Source organism: Streptomyces dysideae (assembly GCF_001514305.1).
Classification (GTDB): Bacteria; Actinomycetota; Actinomycetes; order Streptomycetales; family Streptomycetaceae; genus Streptomyces; species Streptomyces dysideae.
On the sequence record NZ_KQ949075.1, the window covers coordinates 481,484 to 499,239 of the forward strand.

Below are 17,756 nucleotides of genomic sequence, written 5' to 3' on the forward strand. Positions count from 1 at the left end.
CTAGCCCCGCCACCCCTTTGGGTGAAGGTGGTGAACGAGTGCCGTAAATCGAATGTGCGTGCTATAGGGTCGGAAGCGGCGTCGGGCATGCTGGATGGCCGGGGATTGTTTACGCATCCGGGAATCCGACCGGCGTTGTCAGTGGCTCCCCCTAGTCTGAAGAAGCACGGGGGCCTCGCCCCTGTCACTTCTCTCAAGAAAGGTGCGGACCGGCGTGGCCGACCGTCTCATCGTCCGTGGCGCGCGCGAGCACAACCTGAAGAACGTCTCGCTCGACCTGCCGCGTGACTCGCTCATCGTCTTCACGGGCCTGTCCGGGTCGGGCAAGTCCTCCCTGGCTTTCGACACGATCTTCGCAGAGGGCCAGCGGCGCTACGTGGAGTCGCTCTCCTCGTACGCCCGCCAGTTCCTCGGTCAGATGGACAAGCCGGACGTCGACTTCATCGAGGGACTCTCGCCCGCGGTCTCCATCGACCAGAAGTCGACCTCGCGCAACCCGCGCTCGACGGTCGGCACCATCACCGAGGTCTACGACTACCTGCGGCTGCTCTTCGCGCGCATCGGCAAGCCGCACTGCCCCCAGTGCGGCCGCCCCATCTCGCGCCAGTCGCCGCAGGCCATCGTCGACAAGGTCCTGGAGCTGCCGGAGGGGAGCCGCTTCCAGGTGCTGTCGCCACTGGTGCGCGAGCGCAAGGGTGAGTTCGTCGACCTCTTCGCCGATCTCCAGACCAAGGGTTACAGCCGTGCGCGTGTGGACGGCGAGACCGTCCAGCTCTCCAACCCGCCCACGCTGAAGAAGCAGGAGAAGCACACCATCGAGGTGGTCATCGACCGTCTCACGGTGAAGGACTCCGCCAAGCGCCGTCTCACCGACTCCGTGGAGACCGCCCTCGGTCTGTCCGGCGGCATGGTCGTGCTCGACTTCGTCGACCTCCCCGAGGACGACCCGGAGCGCGAGCGCATGTACTCGGAGCACCTCTACTGCGCGTACGACGACCTGTCCTTCGAGGAGCTGGAGCCTCGCTCCTTCTCCTTCAACTCGCCCTTCGGCGCCTGCCCCGAGTGCACCGGCATCGGCACCCGCATGGAGGTCGACCCCGAGCTGATCGTCCCGGACGAGGACAAGTCCCTCGACGAGGGCGCCATCCACCCCTGGTCGCACGGTCACACCAAGGACTACTTCGGCCGCCTGATCGGTGCCCTCGCGGACGCGCTGGGATTCCGGACGGACATCCCCTTCGCAGGTTTGCCGCAGCGCGCCAAGAAGGCCCTGCTCCACGGCCACAAGACACAGATCGAGGTCCGCTACCGCAACCGGTACGGCCGCGAGCGCGTGTACACCACGCCCTTCGAAGGCGCCGTCCCCTTCGTCAAGCGTCGGCACAGCGAGGCCGAGAGCGACGCCAGCCGTGAGCGCTTCGAGGGCTACATGCGTGAGGTGCACTGCCCCACCTGTGAGGGCACGCGCCTCAAGCCGATCGTCCTCGCGGTCACGATCATGGAGAAGTCGATCGCCGAGGTCGCCGCCATGTCCATCAGCGACTGCGCGGACTTCCTGGGCGAGCTGAAACTCAACGCCCGCGACAAGAAGATCGCCGAGCGTGTACTCAAGGAGGTCAACGAGCGACTGCGGTTCCTGGTCGACGTCGGCCTCGACTACCTCTCGCTCAACCGCGCGGCCGGCACGCTCTCCGGCGGCGAGGCCCAGCGCATCCGCCTGGCCACCCAGATCGGCTCCGGACTCGTCGGCGTCCTCTACGTCCTCGACGAACCGTCCATCGGCCTGCACCAGCGCGACAACCACCGGCTCATCGAGACCCTGGTCCGGCTCCGCGACATGGGCAACACGCTCATCGTCGTCGAGCACGACGAGGACACCATCAAGACCGCCGACTGGGTCGTCGACATCGGTCCGGGCGCCGGCGAGCACGGCGGCAAGGTCGTGCACAGCGGCTCCCTGAAGGAACTGCTCGCCAACACCGAGTCGCAGACCGGACAGTACCTCTCCGGCAAGAAGGCCATCCCGCTGCCCGACATCCGGCGCCCGCACGATCCCTCCCGCAGGCTCACGGTGCACGGCGCCCGCGAGAACAACCTCCAGGACATCGACGTGTCCTTCCCGCTGGGCGTGTTCACCGCGGTCACCGGCGTGTCCGGCTCCGGCAAGTCGACGCTGGTCAACGACATCCTGTACACGCACCTGGCCCGCGAGCTCAACGGCGCCCGCAACGTCCCCGGACGGCACACCCGCGTGGATGGCGACGACCTCGTCGACAAGGTCGTACACGTCGACCAGTCGCCCATCGGCCGCACCCCGCGGTCCAACCCGGCGACGTACACCGGCGTCTTCGACCACATCCGCAAGCTGTTCGCCGAGACCACCGAGGCGAAGGTCCGCGGCTACATGCCCGGCCGCTTCTCCTTCAACGTCAAGGGCGGCCGCTGCGAGAACTGCGCCGGTGACGGCACCATCAAGATCGAGATGAACTTCCTCCCGGACGTGTACGTCCCGTGCGAGGTCTGCCACGGCGCCCGCTACAACCGGGAGACCCTGGAGGTCCACTACAAGGGCAAGTCCATCGCCGAGGTCCTGAGCATGCCGATCGAGGAGGCCATGGACTTCTTCGAGGCCGTCCCCGCGATCTCCCGCCACCTCAAGACGCTCAACGACGTCGGCCTCGGCTACGTCCGTCTCGGCCAGTCGGCGACCACCCTGTCCGGCGGTGAGGCCCAGCGTGTGAAGCTCGCCAGCGAGCTGCAGCGCCGCTCCACCGGCCGCACGGTCTACGTCCTGGACGAGCCGACCACCGGTCTGCACTTCGAGGACATCAGCAAGCTGCTGAGGGTCCTGTCCGGTCTGGTCGACAAGGGCAACACGGTCATCGTCATCGAGCACAACCTCGACGTGATCAAGACCGCCGACTGGGTCGTCGACATGGGTCCCGAGGGCGGCGCCGGCGGTGGCCTCGTCATCGCCGAGGGCACGCCCGAGGAGGTCGCCGCGGTCCCCGCCAGCCACACCGGCAAGTTCCTGCGCGAGACGCTCGGCGCCGACCGGATCAGCGACGCGTCCTCCGTGCGGGCCCCGCGTCGGACGGCGGCAAAGAAGACGGTCGCGGCCAAGTCGGTGGCGAAGAAGACGGCGACGGCCAAGACCACCACGGCCAGAAGCACCACGAGCACGACCGCCAACAACACCGCCACCAGCAAGGCGGCCGGGGTCACGAAGAAGGCCGTTCCCGCGAAGAAGACGACGCGGGCACGCAAGGCCTGAGACACACGGGCGACGAGCCTCGACAAATCCGGAAAAGTGCGGCGCCCCGCGGGAACTCCCCGCGGGGCACCGCACGTTGCACAGTCAGCCGCCCCGTCCCTGTGCGGCTCTGGCTCCTTGACTCCTGAACAGAGGAAACCGGAAGAGAGGCACAGCGCCCCGCTGCCGTACGTCCCGTCCAGGTCCCTCCTGACCCGTCCCGTCCGCGAAGGACCCCTAGATGTCCCCCAGTTCGGAGGCGTACGGCGGCTCAGCGCCCGCCCGGGAGCAGGTGATCGCCGCTGCGCGCGCGGCGAACCGCAGCAGCCGCGTCCAGCCGTCGGCGCCCAGTCCCACGAGCGCCTCGGCGGACAGGGCGTCCTGCGCGGACAGCCCGTGCAGCAGCGCCGCGTTCACGGTGTCGCCGGCACCGATCGTGTCCACCACGTCCACCTCCTCGCCCGGCACGGGGTACACCCTGCCGTCCCGGGTGAACGCGGTCAGTCCGTCACCGCCGTGGGTGATCACGACGGCGGCGGGTCCGGCGGCCAGCCACTCGCGCGGGGTGCCGCCCAGCCAGCGCGCGTCCTCCTCGGAGAGCTTCAGCAGCGACACCGACGGCAGCCAGCTCTTGAACCGGGCCCGGTAGGCGTCCGGGTCGGGAATCAGGCCGACCCGGATGTTCGGGTCGAGCGCGGTGAACACACTCTGCTCGGCGGCGCTCCGCAGGAGCTCCTCGTAGGCGCTCGCGCCCGGCTCGAGCACGAGCGAGCAGGTACCGAAGGACACCGCGCGCGTTGCGGCGGGCAGCTCCGCGGGTGCCGTGAACAGGCGGTCGGCGGTGCCCTCGACATAGAAGGAATAGGCGGCCGAGCCGTTCGCGTCGATCGTGGCGACCGCCAGGGTCGTCGGCTCCACGCCGCGCTGCACCGCCGACACGTCCACCCCCGCGCCCCGCAGCCCGTCGAGGAGGGCCTCCCCGAAGGCGTCGTAGGAGGTGCGGGAGCAGAAGGCGGTGGGGGAGCCGAGGCGGCCCAGAGCCACGGCGGTGTTGTACGGGCCGCCGCCGAGCGCCGGCTGCAGACCCGCGAGGGCGCCCGTGCCCTGCGGTACCAGGTCGATCAGGGCCTCACCGGCGACGACGATCACGAGACGGTTCCTTTCGCGGACTTCAGGGGCTGTGCCGACGGCCGGACGCGGCCGGGGTCACGCCCCGCCGGATCCTGCACGCCTGACTCGGGGCCGGCCGGCTTCATGGCTCTCTCGGACAGCTCCGGAGGTCCCGGACGCTCGGCGCAGCCGCACGAGGTGCGGTGGACGAACGTGCAGGGAAGGCGCACGGTCCGGGCGGGCCGGTCCGGCGCGGCGAGGCGGTCCAGGAGCACCCGCACCGCCTGGGCGCCGATCTCCTTGCTGGGCTGGGCGATCGCGGTGAGCCGGGGGGAGAACAGGTCCGCCCAGGCGAAGTCGTCGAAACAGCACAGCGCCATACCGCCGGGCACCGACAGACAGTGGTCGCGCAGGGCGCGCAGAGCTCCGATGGTCATCGCGTTGTTGGCGGTGACGAGTGCCGTGGGCTGCGCGTCGAGGGAGAGCAGAGCGGCGGTGGCCCGTTCGGCGCCGGCCGCCTCGGAGTCGCCGTGCACGACCAGACGTTCGTCGTAGGGAAGTCCCGCTGCCACGAGGCCCTGCCGGTATCCGCTGATCCGCTCACTGGTGGTGCTGAGCCCAGGCAGACCGGCGACCAGCGCGATCCGGCGATGGCCGAGCCCGGCGAGGTGGGTGACCACCCTGGCCATCGGTTCGGCACTGTCGGCGCAGACCTGGTCGAAGAGCGGGGCGCCCGCCGCCGGGGTGCCGACGATCCGGTCGAGGAACACAGTGGGCACGTTGTGGCGTCCGAGGTAGGCGAGGAGTTCACGCGGGTCCGCAGAGGGCGCGACGATCAGGCCGTCCACCCGTCGCTCGTGCAGGAGCTGAACGACCTTGCGTTCGTGCTCGGGGTCGTCGTGCGGATCGGCGATGAGGAGGCTGTAGCCGTGCTCCAGCGCACCGGCCTCCACACCCTGGAGGATCTCCGTGAAGTACGGATTGCTGATCGCCGACACGGCGAGCCCGATGGAGCGGGTGCGGGAGGTCACCAGGGAGCGGGCCAGGGTGTTCGGTGTGTATCCGAGTTCGTCGATGGCGTCCAGTACAGCCTGGCGGGTGTGGGCCAGCACCGGCCGGGTGCCGTTGAGCACATGAGAGACGGTCGCCACAGACACACCGGCGCTCCGTGCCACGTCGGCCATGGTCGGCATGCCGTCCCTCCCTGTGCCGCACCCGAGACCCGCCCACCGCGGTTCTTCTGGCCCGGAACGTATCCCATCCGACGCCAGACGTAAACGCTTGCGCAAGCGTTTACGTCCACCCAACCCCGCCCAATGCGGAAAGATCCCTGCCGGTATGGTCGGCCTGCAGAGCACCCCGATTGGAGACCCGCATGCCCGGCCGCCCCTCCCCGAGCCGTCGTACCGTCCTTCGAGGAGCGGCCCTCACGCCCGTCGCAGGGCTCGGCCTCGCCGCGTGTTCACCGGGCGAGAACAAGACGTCGACGACACCGACCGCGCCGGTCGACCTCGGTGCCCGGAGCGAGGTCGCCAAGGGGAGCGCCAAGCTGTACCGGGACCAGAACGTGGTGGTCAGCCGGGCCGAGAACGGCTCGTTGAAGGCCTACAGCACGCTCTGCACGCACGCGCGGTGCCCCGTCAACAAGCTGGAGGGGACGAGGCTCATCTGCCCGTGCCACGGCAGCGAGTTCGACGCCACGACCGGCGAGGTGCTGCGCGCGCCGGCCACCGTGCCGCTGACGGAGCTGTCGGTGGAGGAGAAGAACGGCAAGATCGTCGTGGGACCGACCGCCTGACCACCGGTTGAGCCGTCAGGAAGGCCGGCTCACTCCCACTCCCAGCCGATGCCCACGATCCCCGTCCGCATCCGCGGCTCGACGAGGTGGACCGAGTGGTGCAGCCCGCTGAGGGCCAGTTCCTGGCGGCCGCTACGGGGTGCCGCCGCCGAGTGCTGGGTGAAGCGGTGGCAGCGCAAGGGGAGGGCGTTCCCGGTGAACCGCACCTGGAGCGCGTACTGGCCGCCCGCCAGGTCGAAACCGCGGGCGTACTCGCGGCACACCCCCGCCGTGCCGTCCTCGACGCCGTAGCGGAAGAGGAAGGTGTCACCGGCCCGAAGCCGGGTGCCGAAGAGCAGCTCGGCGACGAGTGTCCCGGTGTCGTGGTGCCACCGGACGCGTCCCGTGCGGCAGTTCTCCTGGGCGTGCACCCTCATACGGTCGGGCGCGCACCCGGGGTCGCCGTGGTGGACGGCCACGAAGCGGTCGACGCCGTCCCGGTGGGCGCGCACGATGTGGTGCGACTCGCGCCCCGCCAGCTCGCGGCGCCCCCCGATCCGTATCTGCTCGTGGTGGGCGAGGGTGTGCAGGCCGCCGTCGACCGGGCAGTCCAGCTCGGCCAGCAGTCGTTCCAGCACGCCCGAGGCCGCCACCAGCGAGCGGTAGGAGCGGGCGGCGGGCTGCCGGGAGGAGGAGTGGTCGTCGCTCTCGGCGAGCAGCCGGATCAGGGACTCCTCCGGTAGCTGGAGGATCTCCTCCAGCGCCCGTACCGCGCGCAGCGACTCGGGGCGCTGCGGACGCCGGGCACCCTGCTGCCAGTAGCTCAGACTTGTCACACCGACCTTGACGCCGTGGCGCGACAGATGGTGCTGCACGCGCTGCAGTGGCAGTCCGCGGGCGGCGATGGCGGCGCGCAGGGCGACGTGAAAGGGGCCGCCCCGCAGGGCCGTGTCCAGTTCCGCGGTGCTGGCGGCGGCGATGTCCGCGTGCTGTGTGGCGTGCGGCATGCAGGGGCCTTTCTGTGACTGTTCACATCGGCTGGTCAGACCGTTCGCGCGGGTTGTCGGGGGGCCACCCCGTCGGCGCAGGGGGCGTCGTCACATCAGTGCGCCGTCGTTCACGGCCCCGAGTTCCTCCGCATTGAAGCGTGTTGACCAAGTCCCGACAACACTTGATGCCCAACAGCGGCGCACTCCTGGCCGAGTCGCGATCCGTGGACCTCAACTCGCCGCGCACGTACCATCGTTGTCCAGTACGTCCTTGATCGCACCGGCGGACAGGCCGACTTGTACAGAAGACCGCGGGCCGGACCGGCGGCGACGAGTTCCTCGAAGTCCTCGGGGGGAGTGCGTGGAGATCAGGATGACCATGGACGAGACGCTGCGGGCCGGCGCCGCCGGGCGAGACGCTGAGGTGTCGAGGTGGCCGAGTTCGAGAACCGCTACCTGCGCGCGGACCGCACCGAGCGCTGGCTCCAGTGGAGCGCCCGGCCGGTCCCTGAGGGGGCCTGATCTACGCCGCCGCTCGCGAGCAGGTCACCCGGCGATCCACCGGAGCGGGTGTTCGCGGTGGTCGCCGAGGAGGTCGGGGACCTGTTGAGCGCGGGAGCGGCGGCCGTGCTGCGGTACGAGTCCGACGGCCCCCTGACCGTGCTCGGCGCCGCGCACGGGACCGTGGACGAGGGCGGGGCGGCGGCCCGGGAGGCCGCCCGCACCCGGAGTGCGGCCCGGGCGGGGCATGAGTGGGGCGCCGATCATCGACGGCCGCCTGTGGGGCGTCATCGTCGCGTCCTCGCTGCTGGCGCCGCTGCCCGGCGGAACCGAGTCACGCCTGGCCGACTTCACCGAACTCATCGCCACCGCCGTCGCGAACGCCGACAGCCGTGCCCAGCTGACCGCCTCACGCGCACGCGGGGTGGCCGCCGGGGACGCCTCCCGGCGCCGCATCGAACACGATCTGCACGACGGCGTCCAGCAGCGGCTCGTCGCCCTCCAAAAGGCGGCCCGCACGATCCGTGAGCGCCCCCGGTCCGGGGGTTATCCACAGCCTCGTCGCGTTGTCACCCCCCGCCAGTAGGGTGTGAGACATGGCCGACCCCTCCAGCTACCGCCCCAAGCCGGGACAGATCCCGGACACTCCCGGGGTGTACAGGTTCCGCGACGAGCACCGCCGGGTGATCTACGTCGGAAAGGCGAAGAGCCTTCGCCAGCGCCTGGCGAACTACTTCCAGGACCTGGCGAGCCTCCACCCGCGCACCCGTTCGATGGTGACCACCGCAGCGTCCGTGGAGTGGACGGTGGTGTCCACGGAGGTCGAGGCGCTGCAGCTGGAGTACTCCTGGATCAAGGAGTACGACCCCCGGTTCAACGTCAAGTACCGCGACGACAAGAGCTATCCGTATCTCGCGGTGACGATGAACGAGGAGTTCCCGCGGGTCCAGGTGATGCGGGGGCACAAGAAGAAGGGCGTCAGGTACTTCGGACCCTACGGGCACGCGTGGGCCATCCGGGACACGGTCGACCTGCTGCTGCGCGTCTTCCCCGTGCGCACGTGCTCGGCCGGTGTCTTCAAGAACGCCGCCCGCACCGGCCGCCCCTGTCTGCTCGGCTACATCGGCAAGTGCTCCGCGCCCTGCGTCGACCGTGTCTCCGCCGAGGAGCACCGCGAACTGGCCGAGGAGTTCTGCGACTTCATGGCCGGCCGGACCGGGACGTACCTCCGCCGGCTGGAGAAGCAGATGACGGCGGCGGCCGAGGAGATGGAGTACGAGCGGGCCGCGCGCCTGCGCGACGACATCGAGGCCCTGAAGAAGGCCATGGAGAAGAGCGCGGTCGTGCTCGCCGACGCGACCGACGCCGACCTCATCGCGGTCGCCGAGGACGAGCTGGAGGCGGCCGTCCAGATCTTCCACGTACGCGGCGGACGCGTGCGCGGCCAGCGCGGCTGGGTCACCGACAAGGTCGAGGAGATCACCACCGCCGCCCTCGTCGAGCACGCGCTGCAGCAGCTCTACGGCGAGGAGACGGGCGACGCCGTCCCCAAGGAGGTCCTCGTCCCGGCCCTGCCCGACCCGGTCGAGCCGGTCCAGGAGTGGCTCACCGAGCGGCGCGGTTCGAACGTCTCGCTGCGCATCCCGCAGCGCGGCGACAAGAAGGCCCTCATGGAGACCGTGCAGCGCAACGCCCAGCAGGCGCTCGCCCTGCACAAGACCAAGCGCGCCTCCGACCTGACCACGCGCTCGCGTGCCCTGGAGGAGATCGCCGACGCCCTCGGCCTGGACAGCGCCCCGCTCCGGATCGAGTGCTACGACATCTCGCACCTCCAGGGCGACGACGTGGTGGCCTCCATGGTCGTCTTCGAGGACGGGCTGCAGCGCAAGAGCGAGTACCGCCGCTTCCAGATCAAGGGCTTCGAGGGGCAGGACGACGTCCGCTCCATGCACGAGGTGATCACCCGCCGCTTCCGGCGCTACCTCGCCGAGAAGGAGAAGACCGGCGAGTGGGCCGACGGCGAGAACACCCTCACCGACGGCGCCACGACCCTCACCGACGCCTCCGGGAACGTCCTCACCAACGGCCTCAAGGACGACGACGGCCGCCCCAAGCGCTTCGCCTACCCGCCCCAGCTCGTCGTCGTCGACGGCGGGCAGCCGCAGGTCGCGGCCGCCCAGAAGGCCCTGGACGAGCTCGGCATCGACGACATCGCCGTGTGCGGCCTCGCCAAGCGACTGGAGGAGGTCTGGCTGCCCGGCGACGACGACCCGGTCGTCCTGCCCCGCACCAGCGAGGGCCTCTACCTGCTCCAGCGGGTCCGCGACGAGGCCCACCGGTTCGCCATCACCTACCAGCGCGCCAAGCGCGCCAAGCGCTTCCGGGCCGGCCCCCTGGACGAGGTGCCCGGGCTCGGCGAGACCCGCAAGCAGGCGCTGATCAAGCACTTCGGGTCGGTGAAGAAGCTCCGGTCCGCGACAATCGACCAGATCTGCGAGGTCCCGGGCATAGGCCGCAAGACGGCCGAGACGATCGCCGCGGCCTTCGCCCGGGCGGCCCCGGCCGCACCCGCCGTGAACACGGCGACTGGAGAGATCATGGAAGACGAGGAACCCGGTACGACGGTGGATTCCTCGGGGGAGCCCGTGTCCGCGGGCGCCCCGGACGAACGACGGGGGCAGGAGAGATGACCGAGCACGAGACACAGCCCACAACCGATCCGGACCAGACACCCGAGGAAACCGGCGAGGATCAAGCTCAGCAGGACGCACGCCAGGAAGACGGAGCACAAGTGAGTACGGGCAACGAGACGGCCGGGGTCCCCGAGGCGGCCATCCCCGAGCTGGTGATCATCTCCGGCATGTCCGGGGCCGGCCGCTCGACGGCCGCCAAGTGTCTGGAGGACCTCGGCTGGTTCGTCGTCGACAACCTCCCGCCCGCGCTGATCCCCACCATGGTGGAGCTCGGCGCCCGCTCCCAGGGCAATGTCGCCCGGATCGCGGTCGTCGTCGACGTCCGCGGCCGCCGCTTCTTCGACAACCTCCGCGAGTCCCTCGCCGACCTCGACACCCGGGGCGTCACCCGGCGCATCGTCTTCCTGGAGTCCTCTGACGACGCCCTGGTGCGCCGCTTCGAGTCGGTGCGCCGCCCGCACCCCCTGCAGGGTGACGGCCGCATCGTCGACGGCATCGCCGCCGAGCGTGAACTGCTGCGCGAGCTGCGTGGCGACGCCGACCTGGTGATCGACACCTCCAGCCTGAACGTCCACGAACTGCGCGCCAAGATGGACGCCCAGTTCGCCGGCGAGGAGGAGCCCGAGCTGCGGGCCACCGTCATGTCCTTCGGCTTCAAGTACGGCCTGCCGGTCGACGCCGACCTCGTCGTGGACATGCGGTTCCTGCCCAACCCGCACTGGGTTCCGGAGCTGCGCCCGTTCACCGGCCTCAACGAGGAGGTCTCGGCGTACGTCTTCAACCAGCCCGGCGCCAAGGAGTTCATCGACCGCTACTCCGAACTGCTCCAGCTCATCGCCGCCGGATACCGTCGCGAGGGCAAGCGGTACGTGACCATCGCGGTCGGCTGCACCGGCGGCAAGCACCGCTCCGTCGCCACCTCCGAGAAGCTCGCCGCCCGCCTTGCCTCCCAGGGCGTGGAGACGGTGGTCGTCCACCGGGACATGGGACGCGAATGACAGAACGTAGTCCGCGGCTGAGCAGACTGCGCCGGGCGGCGCCCGAGGGACGCGCCGGCCGGCCCGCCGAGGCCCGCGGCGCCAGACCACGCCGCCGTGGCGCCCAGCCCAAGGTCGTCGCCCTGGGCGGCGGCATGGGCCTGTCCGCCTCGCTCGCCGCACTGCGCCGGATCACCGGCGACCTCACCGCCGTCGTCACCGTGGCGGACGACGGCGGCTCCAGCGGCCGCCTGCGCGACGAGCTGGGCGTGCTGCCGCCCGGCGACCTGCGCAAGGCACTGGCCGCGCTGTGCGGGGACGACGACTGGGGCCAGACCTGGGCCCGCGTCATCCAGCACCGCTTCCAGTCCAAGGGCGACCTGCACGACCACGCGGTCGGCAATGTGCTGATCGTCGCCCTCTGGGAGCAGCTCGGCGACCACGTCCAGGCCCTCGACCTGGTCGGCAGGCTCCTCGGCGCGCACGGGCGGGTGCTGCCCATGTCCGCCGTGCCCCTGGAGCTCCAGGCCCTGGTCAAGGGCCACGACCCGGCCCGCCCCGACGACGTCGACACCGTACGAGGGCAGGCGACCGTGGCCCTCACCCCGGGCGAGGTGCAGTCGGTGCACGTGGTGCCGCACGACCCGCCCGCCGTCCCCGAGGCCGTCGCCGCCGTCCTCGACGCGGACTGGGTGGTCCTCGGACCTGGATCGTGGTTCTCCTCGGTGATCCCGCATCTGCTGGTGCCCGAACTGCTGGACGCGCTCACGCAGACGAAGGCACGCCGGGTACTCTCCCTGAACCTCGCTCCGCAGCCGGGAGAAACCGAAGGCTTCTCCCCGCAGCGTCATTTGGAGGTTTTGGGACGACACGCCCCTAAACTCGCCCTGGACGTGGTGCTGGCCGACGAGGCCGCCGTGCCCGACCGCGATGTGCTCACCGAGGCCGCCAAGCGGTTCGGTGCCGCGGTCGAGCTGGCTCCGGTCGCCCGGAGGGACGGAACTCCGCGGCACGACCCGGAGCTGCTGGCCGCCGCGTACGACCGTATTTTTCGGATGCATGGAAGGATCGGCCCATGGCGATGACGCCAGCGGTGAAGGATGAGATCTCCCGGCTCCCCGTCACCCGGACCTGCTGCAGGAAGGCGGAGGTCTCCGCCATTCTGCGGTTCGCCGGCGGCCTTCACCTGGTCAGCGGGCGCATCGTGATCGAGGCGGAGCTGGACACCGCGATGGCGGCCCGCCGCCTCAAGCGGGACATCCTGGAGATTTTCGGCCACAGCTCGGAACTGATCGTGATGGCACCGGGCGGACTGCGCCGCGGCTCGCGCTACGTCGTGCGCGTCGTCGCCGGCGGTGACCAGCTGGCCCGGCAGACCGGCCTGGTCGACGGCCGCGGCCGCCCGATCCGCGGCCTGCCCCCGCAGGTGGTCTCCGGCGCCACCTGTGACGCCGAGGCGGCCTGGCGCGGGGCGTTCCTGGCGCACGGCTCGCTGACCGAGCCCGGCCGCTCGTCCTCCCTGGAGGTGACCTGCCCGGGCCCCGAGGCCGCGCTCGCCCTGGTCGGCGCCGCCCGCCGGCTGTCGATCGCCGCGAAGGCCCGCGAGGTGCGCGGCGTGGACCGCGTGGTCGTCCGGGACGGCGACGCGATCGGCGCGCTGCTCACCCGGCTCGGCGCCCATGAGTCGGTGCTGGCCTGGGAGGAGCGCCGGATGCGCCGAGAGGTGCGGGCGACGGCGAACCGTCTCGCCAACTTCGACGACGCCAACCTCCGCCGCTCCGCGCGCGCGGCCGTCGCCGCCGGCGCCCGCGTCCAGCGCGCCCTGGAGATCCTCGGTGAGGAGGTCCCCGAGCACCTCGCCGCCGCCGGACGACTGCGGATGGACCACAAGCAGGCCTCCCTGGAGGAGCTGGGCGCCCTCGCCGACCCGCCGCTGACCAAGGACGCCGTCGCCGGCCGTATCCGCCGTCTGCTGGCGATGGCCGACAAGCGCGCCCAGGACCTCGGTATCCCGGGCACCGAGTCCAGCCTCACCGAGGAGATGGCGGACAACCTCGCGGGCTGATCCTGACAGTCCCTCAACACGCCGGTGCCGACGCCCACTTGGGTGGTCGGCACCGGCGTTCTCCGTCCTTCGGGCACCCTTGACTCGATCATGAACTGTCATGAGCCTGGCTTCTGTTCGCTGCTGTGGCGGACAACTGCTAGGGGGGTTCATGAGACACAGAGCGAGATCGATCCTCGCTGTCGGCGCACTCCTGATCGGCGGCGCGGCACTCGCACCCATCGCACTCGCGGCGGAGAGCGAGGGCTCTCCCGATCCCGGCGAAGTCAAGGTCTTCTACGCGGAAGTCACCAAGCAGCAGGTACCCCTGCTGCTGGCGGCCGGCCAGGACGGCCACGAACTCAGCGAACAGGCGCCCGAGAAGGGCACGGCCACCGTCGAGGTCTACCTCACCGACGACCAGGCCGAGAAGCTCGAGAAGAAGGGCGTCGAGCTCACCGAACACACCCTCTCCGCCAAGGCCGAGAACCGCGTCGAGGACGCCGCCGAGGGCGTCTACCGCCCGTACGGCGGCAGCGGCGGCCTGAAGGAGGAGATCGTCAGGACCGGCCAGCAGAACCCCGGCCTCACCAAGGTCGTCTCCATCGGCAAGACGGTCAACGGCCAGGACATCCTCGCCCTGAAACTCACCAAGGGCGCGAAGAGGACCAAGGACGGCTCCAAGCCAGCCGTCCTCTACCTCTCCAACCAGCACGCGCGCGAGTGGATCACGCCGGAGATGACCCGGCGCCTGATGCACCACTACATCGACAACTACAAGACCGACAAGCGCATCAAGAAGGTCGTCGACTCCACCGAACTGTGGTTCGTCCTGTCCGCCAACCCGGACGGCTACGATTACACCTTCCAGGACACCGACACCCGCCTGTGGCGCAAGAACATGCGCGACAACAACGGCGACGGCACCATCGGCACCGGCGACGGCGTCGACCTCAACCGCAACTTCGCCTACAAGTGGGGCTACGACAACGAGGGTTCGTCCCCCAACCCCGCCAGCCAGACCTACCGCGGCGCGGTCCCCGGCTCCGAGCCCGAGACACAGGCGCTGGACGCCTTCGAGAAGCGGATCGGCTTCAAGTACGGCATCAACTACCACTCCGCCGCCGAACTCATCCTCTACGGCGTCGGCTGGCAGGTGGCCACCGAGACCCCCGACGACGTCATCTACGAGGCGCTCGCCGGCACCCCGGACAACCCCGCGGTCCCCGGCTACCACCCGCAGGTCTCCTCGGAGCTGTACACCACCAACGGCGAGGCCGACGGCCATGCCTCGAACGTCAACGGCATGGCGATGTTCACCCCCGAGATGTCGACCTGCCAGACCGCGTCCGGCCTCGACCCGGACGACCAGTGGAACGCGGCCGACTGCCAGTCGGTGTTCAACTTCCCGGACGACGAGAAGCTGATCCAGCAGGAGTTCGCCAAGAACATCCCGTTCGCGCTCTCCGTCGCCGAAACCGCCGCCCACCCCGACCGGCCGTCCTCCGCGGTCGGCCTGAGCGCCGCCGACTTCACCCCGGCCGCGTTCACCACCTCGTACTCCCGCGGCGCGGACCAGGAGATCTCCGTCGTCGTACGGAAGTCCGTGCGCGACAAGGAGCTCAAGTACCGTGTCAACGGCGGCCGTACGGAGGACATGGCGCTCAGGCACTGGAAGGGCGGCGAGACGTACGGCGGTGAGGACAACCTCTACTTCGACGAGTACCGGGCCAGGACCGCCGACGGCGACCCCGGCGACAAGGTCGAGGTGTGGTTCACCGGCGAGACGAAGAGGGGAAAGCCGGTCTCCAGCGAGCACTTCACCTACACCGTGGCCGAACGGCCCAAGGCGAGCACCCTCGTGGTCGCCGAGGAGGGCGCGACCGCCACACAGGCGCAGAAGTACGTCGACGCGCTCAAGGCCAACGGCCGCAAGGCCATCGTCTGGGACGTCGCCACCCAGGGCGCACCCGACGCGCTCGGCGTGCTGAGCCACTTCGACACCGTCGTCCACTACACAGGCGCCGGCGTCCCCGGCGTCGCCACCCAGCTCCAGCTGCGTGCCTTCCTCAACGAGGGCGGCAAGCTGATCGAGGCGGGCGAGCAGGCCGGCGGCAGCGTCGACCTCGGCGGCGGCACCCTGTCCAACGACTTCAGCCAGTACTACCTGGGCGCCTACACCCGTACCTCGACACCCGGAGCCACCGGCTTCACCGGCGCCGGCAAGCTCGGCGGCTTCACCGGCGCGCTCGGCGACGTCACCGGCAATCCGCTGGACCGGGCCGGCACGTACAGCGTGACGTCGGACGAGCTGCCCGCTGACACCTACCCCCAGTTCGCCAGTGCGGGCGCGGGCCAGTTCGCCGGAACCGTCAACCCGTACGGCCCGTACGCGGGCTCCTACATGGCGGCCGCCGTCCACACCGACAACGCCTACAAGCGCCTCACCCGCACCGTCGACCTCACCGGGGTGAGCGCCGCCGACCAGCCCACACTGCGCACGCAGCTCCTGTGGGACACCGAGCCCGGCTACGACAACGTCCTGGTCGAGGCCCACACGACCGGCGCCGACGACTGGACGACGCTCCCCGAGGCGGGCGGCGCCACCAGCACCACCGTGCCGGCGGAATGCGAGGCCGGGTACTACGCGGCCGGGCACCCCTGGCTGACGCACTACCTGACCGTGGCGGCCAGTGGCTGCACCGCGACCGGGACCAGCGGCTCGTGGAACGCCCTCACCGGCTCCTCCGCGGGCTGGCAGCAGGTCGGCTTCGACCTGAGCGCGTACGCCGGAAAGTCGGTCGAGATCTCGATCAGCTATGTCACCGACCCGGGCAGCGGCGGCCACGGCGTCCTCGCCGACGAGACCTCGCTCGTCGTCGGCGGCACGGCCACCGGGACCGAGGGCTTCGAGACCTCGCTCGGCGCCTGGAGCGTCGCCGGACCGCCCGCGGGCAGCCCGCCCGTCCTCAAGGACTGGGCGCGCACCGGAGCGCTGTTCCAGACGTACGGCGCGGTCACCACGGACGATACCGTGCTGCTGGGCTTCGGCCTGGAGCACGTCACCGCGGCGGCCGACCGCACGGCCCTGATGGGCAAGGCGCTCATGGCCCTCGAAGGGTGATCCGGCGACGTCACAAGGGGCCGACTCTCCGTAATCAGAAAGAGTGACGGGGTCTTCCGGCCTGGGCGGTCCGTACCCCTACTGGCAGGTACGGACCGCCCTGCCGGGTATGGGACATCTCGATGTCACCCCGGACGCTTCAGAGAGGTAGGGTCGTAGGCGGTCGGGGACATCCCATACAGCTCGCCGGTCTCGAAACCGGCGTACCAACGAGGAGATCGGTTCGTGACGATCCGCGTAGGCATCAACGGCTTTGGCCGCATCGGTCGTAACTACTTCCGCGCGCTGCTGGAGCAGGGTGCTGACATCGAGATCGTGGCTGTCAACGACCTGGGTGACACCGCGACCACCGCTCACCTGCTCAAGTACGACACCATCCTCGGCCGCCTGAAGGCCGAGGTGTCGCACACCGCCGACACCATCACCGTCGACGGCAAGACCATCAAGGTCCTGTCCGAGCGCAACCCCGCCGACATCCCGTGGGGCGAGCTGGGCGTCGACATCGTCATCGAGTCGACCGGCATCTTCACCAAGAAGGCCGACGCCGAGAAGCACATCACCGGCGGCGCCAAGAAGGTCCTCATCTCGGCTCCGGCCAAGGATGAGGACATCACCATCGTGATGGGCGTCAACCAGGACAAGTACGACGCGGCCAACCACCACGTCATCTCCAACGCCTCCTGCACCACCAACTGTGTGGCGCCGATGGCGAAGGTTCTCGACGAGAACTTCGGCATCGTCAAGGGCCTGATGACGACGGTCCACGCGTACACGAACGACCAGCGCATCCTGGACTTCCCGCACTCGGACCTGCGCCGCGCCCGCGCCGCCGCCGAGAACATCATCCCGACCACCACGGGCGCCGCCAAGGCCACCGCCCTGGTCCTCCCGCAGCTCAAGGGCAAGCTGGACGGCATCGCGATGCGCGTCCCGGTCCCGACCGGCTCGGCCACCGACCTGGTCGTGGAGCTGGAGCGCGAGGTCACCAAGGACGAGGTCAACGCCGCGTTCAAGAAGGCCTCCGAGGGTGAGCTGCAGGGCTACCTGGCCTACACGGAGGACGCGATCGTCTCCTCCGACATCGTCAGCGACCCGGCGTCCTGCACCTTCGACTCCTCCCTGACCATGGTCCAGGAGGGCAAGTCGGTGAAGATCCTCGGCTGGTACGACAACGAGTGGGGCTACTCCAACCGCCTCGTCGACCTGACGGTCTTCGTCGGCAACCAGCTCTGATCACCAGAGCAGGCACTTTGATGTGATCGCAGGGCTCGGGCAGCGCAGGGACGCG

At 70.1% G+C, this 17,756-nt stretch carries 13 protein-coding genes; 9 read left to right on the forward strand and 4 right to left on the reverse strand.

The features are described from left to right. Positions 1-214 precede the first annotated feature (214 nt). Positions 215-3,274, forward strand: a complete 3,060-nt coding sequence (gene uvrA, locus AQJ91_RS02175; RefSeq protein WP_067015346.1) for an excinuclease ABC subunit UvrA — start codon at positions 215-217, stop codon at positions 3,272-3,274. A 216-nt stretch (positions 3,275-3,490) separates the two neighbouring features. Here the strand turns inward: uvrA and AQJ91_RS02180 are convergent, their stop codons facing one another. Both AQJ91_RS02180 and AQJ91_RS02185 read right to left on the reverse strand, forming a co-directional pair. After that, on the reverse strand, positions 3,491-4,402 hold the full coding sequence (locus tag AQJ91_RS02180) for a carbohydrate kinase family protein (RefSeq protein ID WP_067015350.1): 912 nt from the start codon (positions 4,400-4,402) through the stop codon (positions 3,491-3,493). Then, positions 4,399-5,556, reverse strand: a complete 1,158-nt coding sequence (locus AQJ91_RS02185) for a LacI family DNA-binding transcriptional regulator (RefSeq protein ID WP_067015353.1) — start codon at positions 5,554-5,556, stop codon at positions 4,399-4,401. Before AQJ91_RS02185 ends, AQJ91_RS02180 begins: the two co-directional genes overlap by 4 nt. A 182-nt stretch (positions 5,557-5,738) precedes the next feature. Between AQJ91_RS02185 and AQJ91_RS02190 the strand changes: the two genes are divergently transcribed. Next, positions 5,739-6,161, forward strand: a complete 423-nt coding sequence (locus tag AQJ91_RS02190) for a Rieske (2Fe-2S) protein (RefSeq protein WP_067015356.1) — start codon at positions 5,739-5,741, stop codon at positions 6,159-6,161. A 29-nt stretch (positions 6,162-6,190) separates the two neighbouring features. On the opposite strand, the gene AQJ91_RS02195 is transcribed toward AQJ91_RS02190, so the two are convergent. Together AQJ91_RS02195 and AQJ91_RS58070 are read right to left on the reverse strand one after the other, a co-directional pair. Further along, positions 6,191-7,147, reverse strand: a complete 957-nt coding sequence (locus tag AQJ91_RS02195) for a hypothetical protein (protein ID WP_067015359.1) — start codon at positions 7,145-7,147, stop codon at positions 6,191-6,193. Between the two features lie 528 nt (positions 7,148-7,675). Then, complete coding sequence (locus AQJ91_RS58070) at positions 7,676-7,879, reverse strand: hypothetical protein (RefSeq protein WP_067015362.1); 204 nt, start codon at positions 7,877-7,879, stop codon at positions 7,676-7,678. Here AQJ91_RS58070 and AQJ91_RS58075 point away from each other — a divergent pair. From AQJ91_RS58075 to gap, 7 genes are all read left to right on the forward strand, one after another. Then, positions 7,878-8,216: a histidine kinase gene (locus AQJ91_RS58075; RefSeq protein ID WP_067015366.1), complete on the forward strand. Its 339-nt coding sequence runs from the start codon at positions 7,878-7,880 to the stop codon at positions 8,214-8,216. The two genes, AQJ91_RS58070 and AQJ91_RS58075, sit on opposite strands and share 2 nt — an antisense overlap. 10 nt (positions 8,217-8,226) lie before the next feature. Next, positions 8,227-10,320: an excinuclease ABC subunit UvrC gene (uvrC, locus tag AQJ91_RS02210; RefSeq protein WP_067015369.1), complete on the forward strand. Its 2,094-nt coding sequence runs from the start codon at positions 8,227-8,229 to the stop codon at positions 10,318-10,320. Continuing rightward, positions 10,317-11,321 carry an RNase adapter RapZ gene (rapZ, locus tag AQJ91_RS02215; RefSeq protein WP_067015373.1) on the forward strand — a complete coding sequence of 335 codons (1,005 nt, stop codon included), beginning with the start codon at positions 10,317-10,319 and terminating at the stop codon, positions 11,319-11,321. Before uvrC ends, rapZ begins: the two co-directional genes overlap by 4 nt. Beyond that, positions 11,318-12,385, forward strand: coding sequence for a gluconeogenesis factor YvcK family protein (locus AQJ91_RS02220; RefSeq protein WP_067015377.1), 1,068 nt, complete (start codon positions 11,318-11,320; stop codon positions 12,383-12,385). The genes rapZ and AQJ91_RS02220 overlap by 4 nt, the downstream gene beginning before the upstream one ends. Next, a complete protein-coding gene (whiA, locus tag AQJ91_RS02225) occupies positions 12,376-13,365 on the forward strand; it encodes a DNA-binding protein WhiA (RefSeq protein ID WP_067015380.1) in 990 nt (329 codons plus the stop codon). Before AQJ91_RS02220 ends, whiA begins: the two co-directional genes overlap by 10 nt. A 151-nt stretch (positions 13,366-13,516) precedes the next feature. Continuing rightward, positions 13,517-16,468, forward strand: coding sequence for a M14 family metallopeptidase (locus AQJ91_RS02230; RefSeq protein ID WP_067015383.1), 2,952 nt, complete (start codon positions 13,517-13,519; stop codon positions 16,466-16,468). Positions 16,469-16,693: 225 nt separating this feature from the next. Further along, a complete protein-coding gene (gene gap, locus AQJ91_RS02235) occupies positions 16,694-17,701 on the forward strand; it encodes a type I glyceraldehyde-3-phosphate dehydrogenase (RefSeq protein ID WP_067015387.1) in 1,008 nt (335 codons plus the stop codon). Positions 17,702-17,756 lie beyond the last annotated feature (55 nt).

Coding starts and splice junctions, on each gene's coding strand:
- AQJ91_RS02185 (WP_067015353.1), bottom strand. CDS start 5,556: ATGCCGACCATGGCCGACGTGGCACGGAGCGCCGGTGTGTCTGTGGCG.
- AQJ91_RS02190 (WP_067015356.1), top strand. CDS start 5,739: ATGCCCGGCCGCCCCTCCCCGAGCCGTCGTACCGTCCTTCGAGGAGCG.
- AQJ91_RS02195 (WP_067015359.1), bottom strand. CDS start 7,147: ATGCCGCACGCCACACAGCACGCGGACATCGCCGCCGCCAGCACCGCG.
- AQJ91_RS58075 (WP_067015366.1), top strand. CDS start 7,878: ATGAGTGGGGCGCCGATCATCGACGGCCGCCTGTGGGGCGTCATCGTC.
- AQJ91_RS58070 (WP_067015362.1), bottom strand. CDS start 7,879: ATGCCCCGCCCGGGCCGCACTCCGGGTGCGGGCGGCCTCCCGGGCCGC.
- uvrC (WP_067015369.1), top strand. CDS start 8,227: ATGGCCGACCCCTCCAGCTACCGCCCCAAGCCGGGACAGATCCCGGAC.
- rapZ (WP_067015373.1), top strand. CDS start 10,317: ATGACCGAGCACGAGACACAGCCCACAACCGATCCGGACCAGACACCC.
- AQJ91_RS02220 (WP_067015377.1), top strand. CDS start 11,318: ATGACAGAACGTAGTCCGCGGCTGAGCAGACTGCGCCGGGCGGCGCCC.
- whiA (WP_067015380.1), top strand. CDS start 12,376: ATGGCGATGACGCCAGCGGTGAAGGATGAGATCTCCCGGCTCCCCGTC.
- AQJ91_RS02230 (WP_067015383.1), top strand. CDS start 13,517: ATGAGACACAGAGCGAGATCGATCCTCGCTGTCGGCGCACTCCTGATC.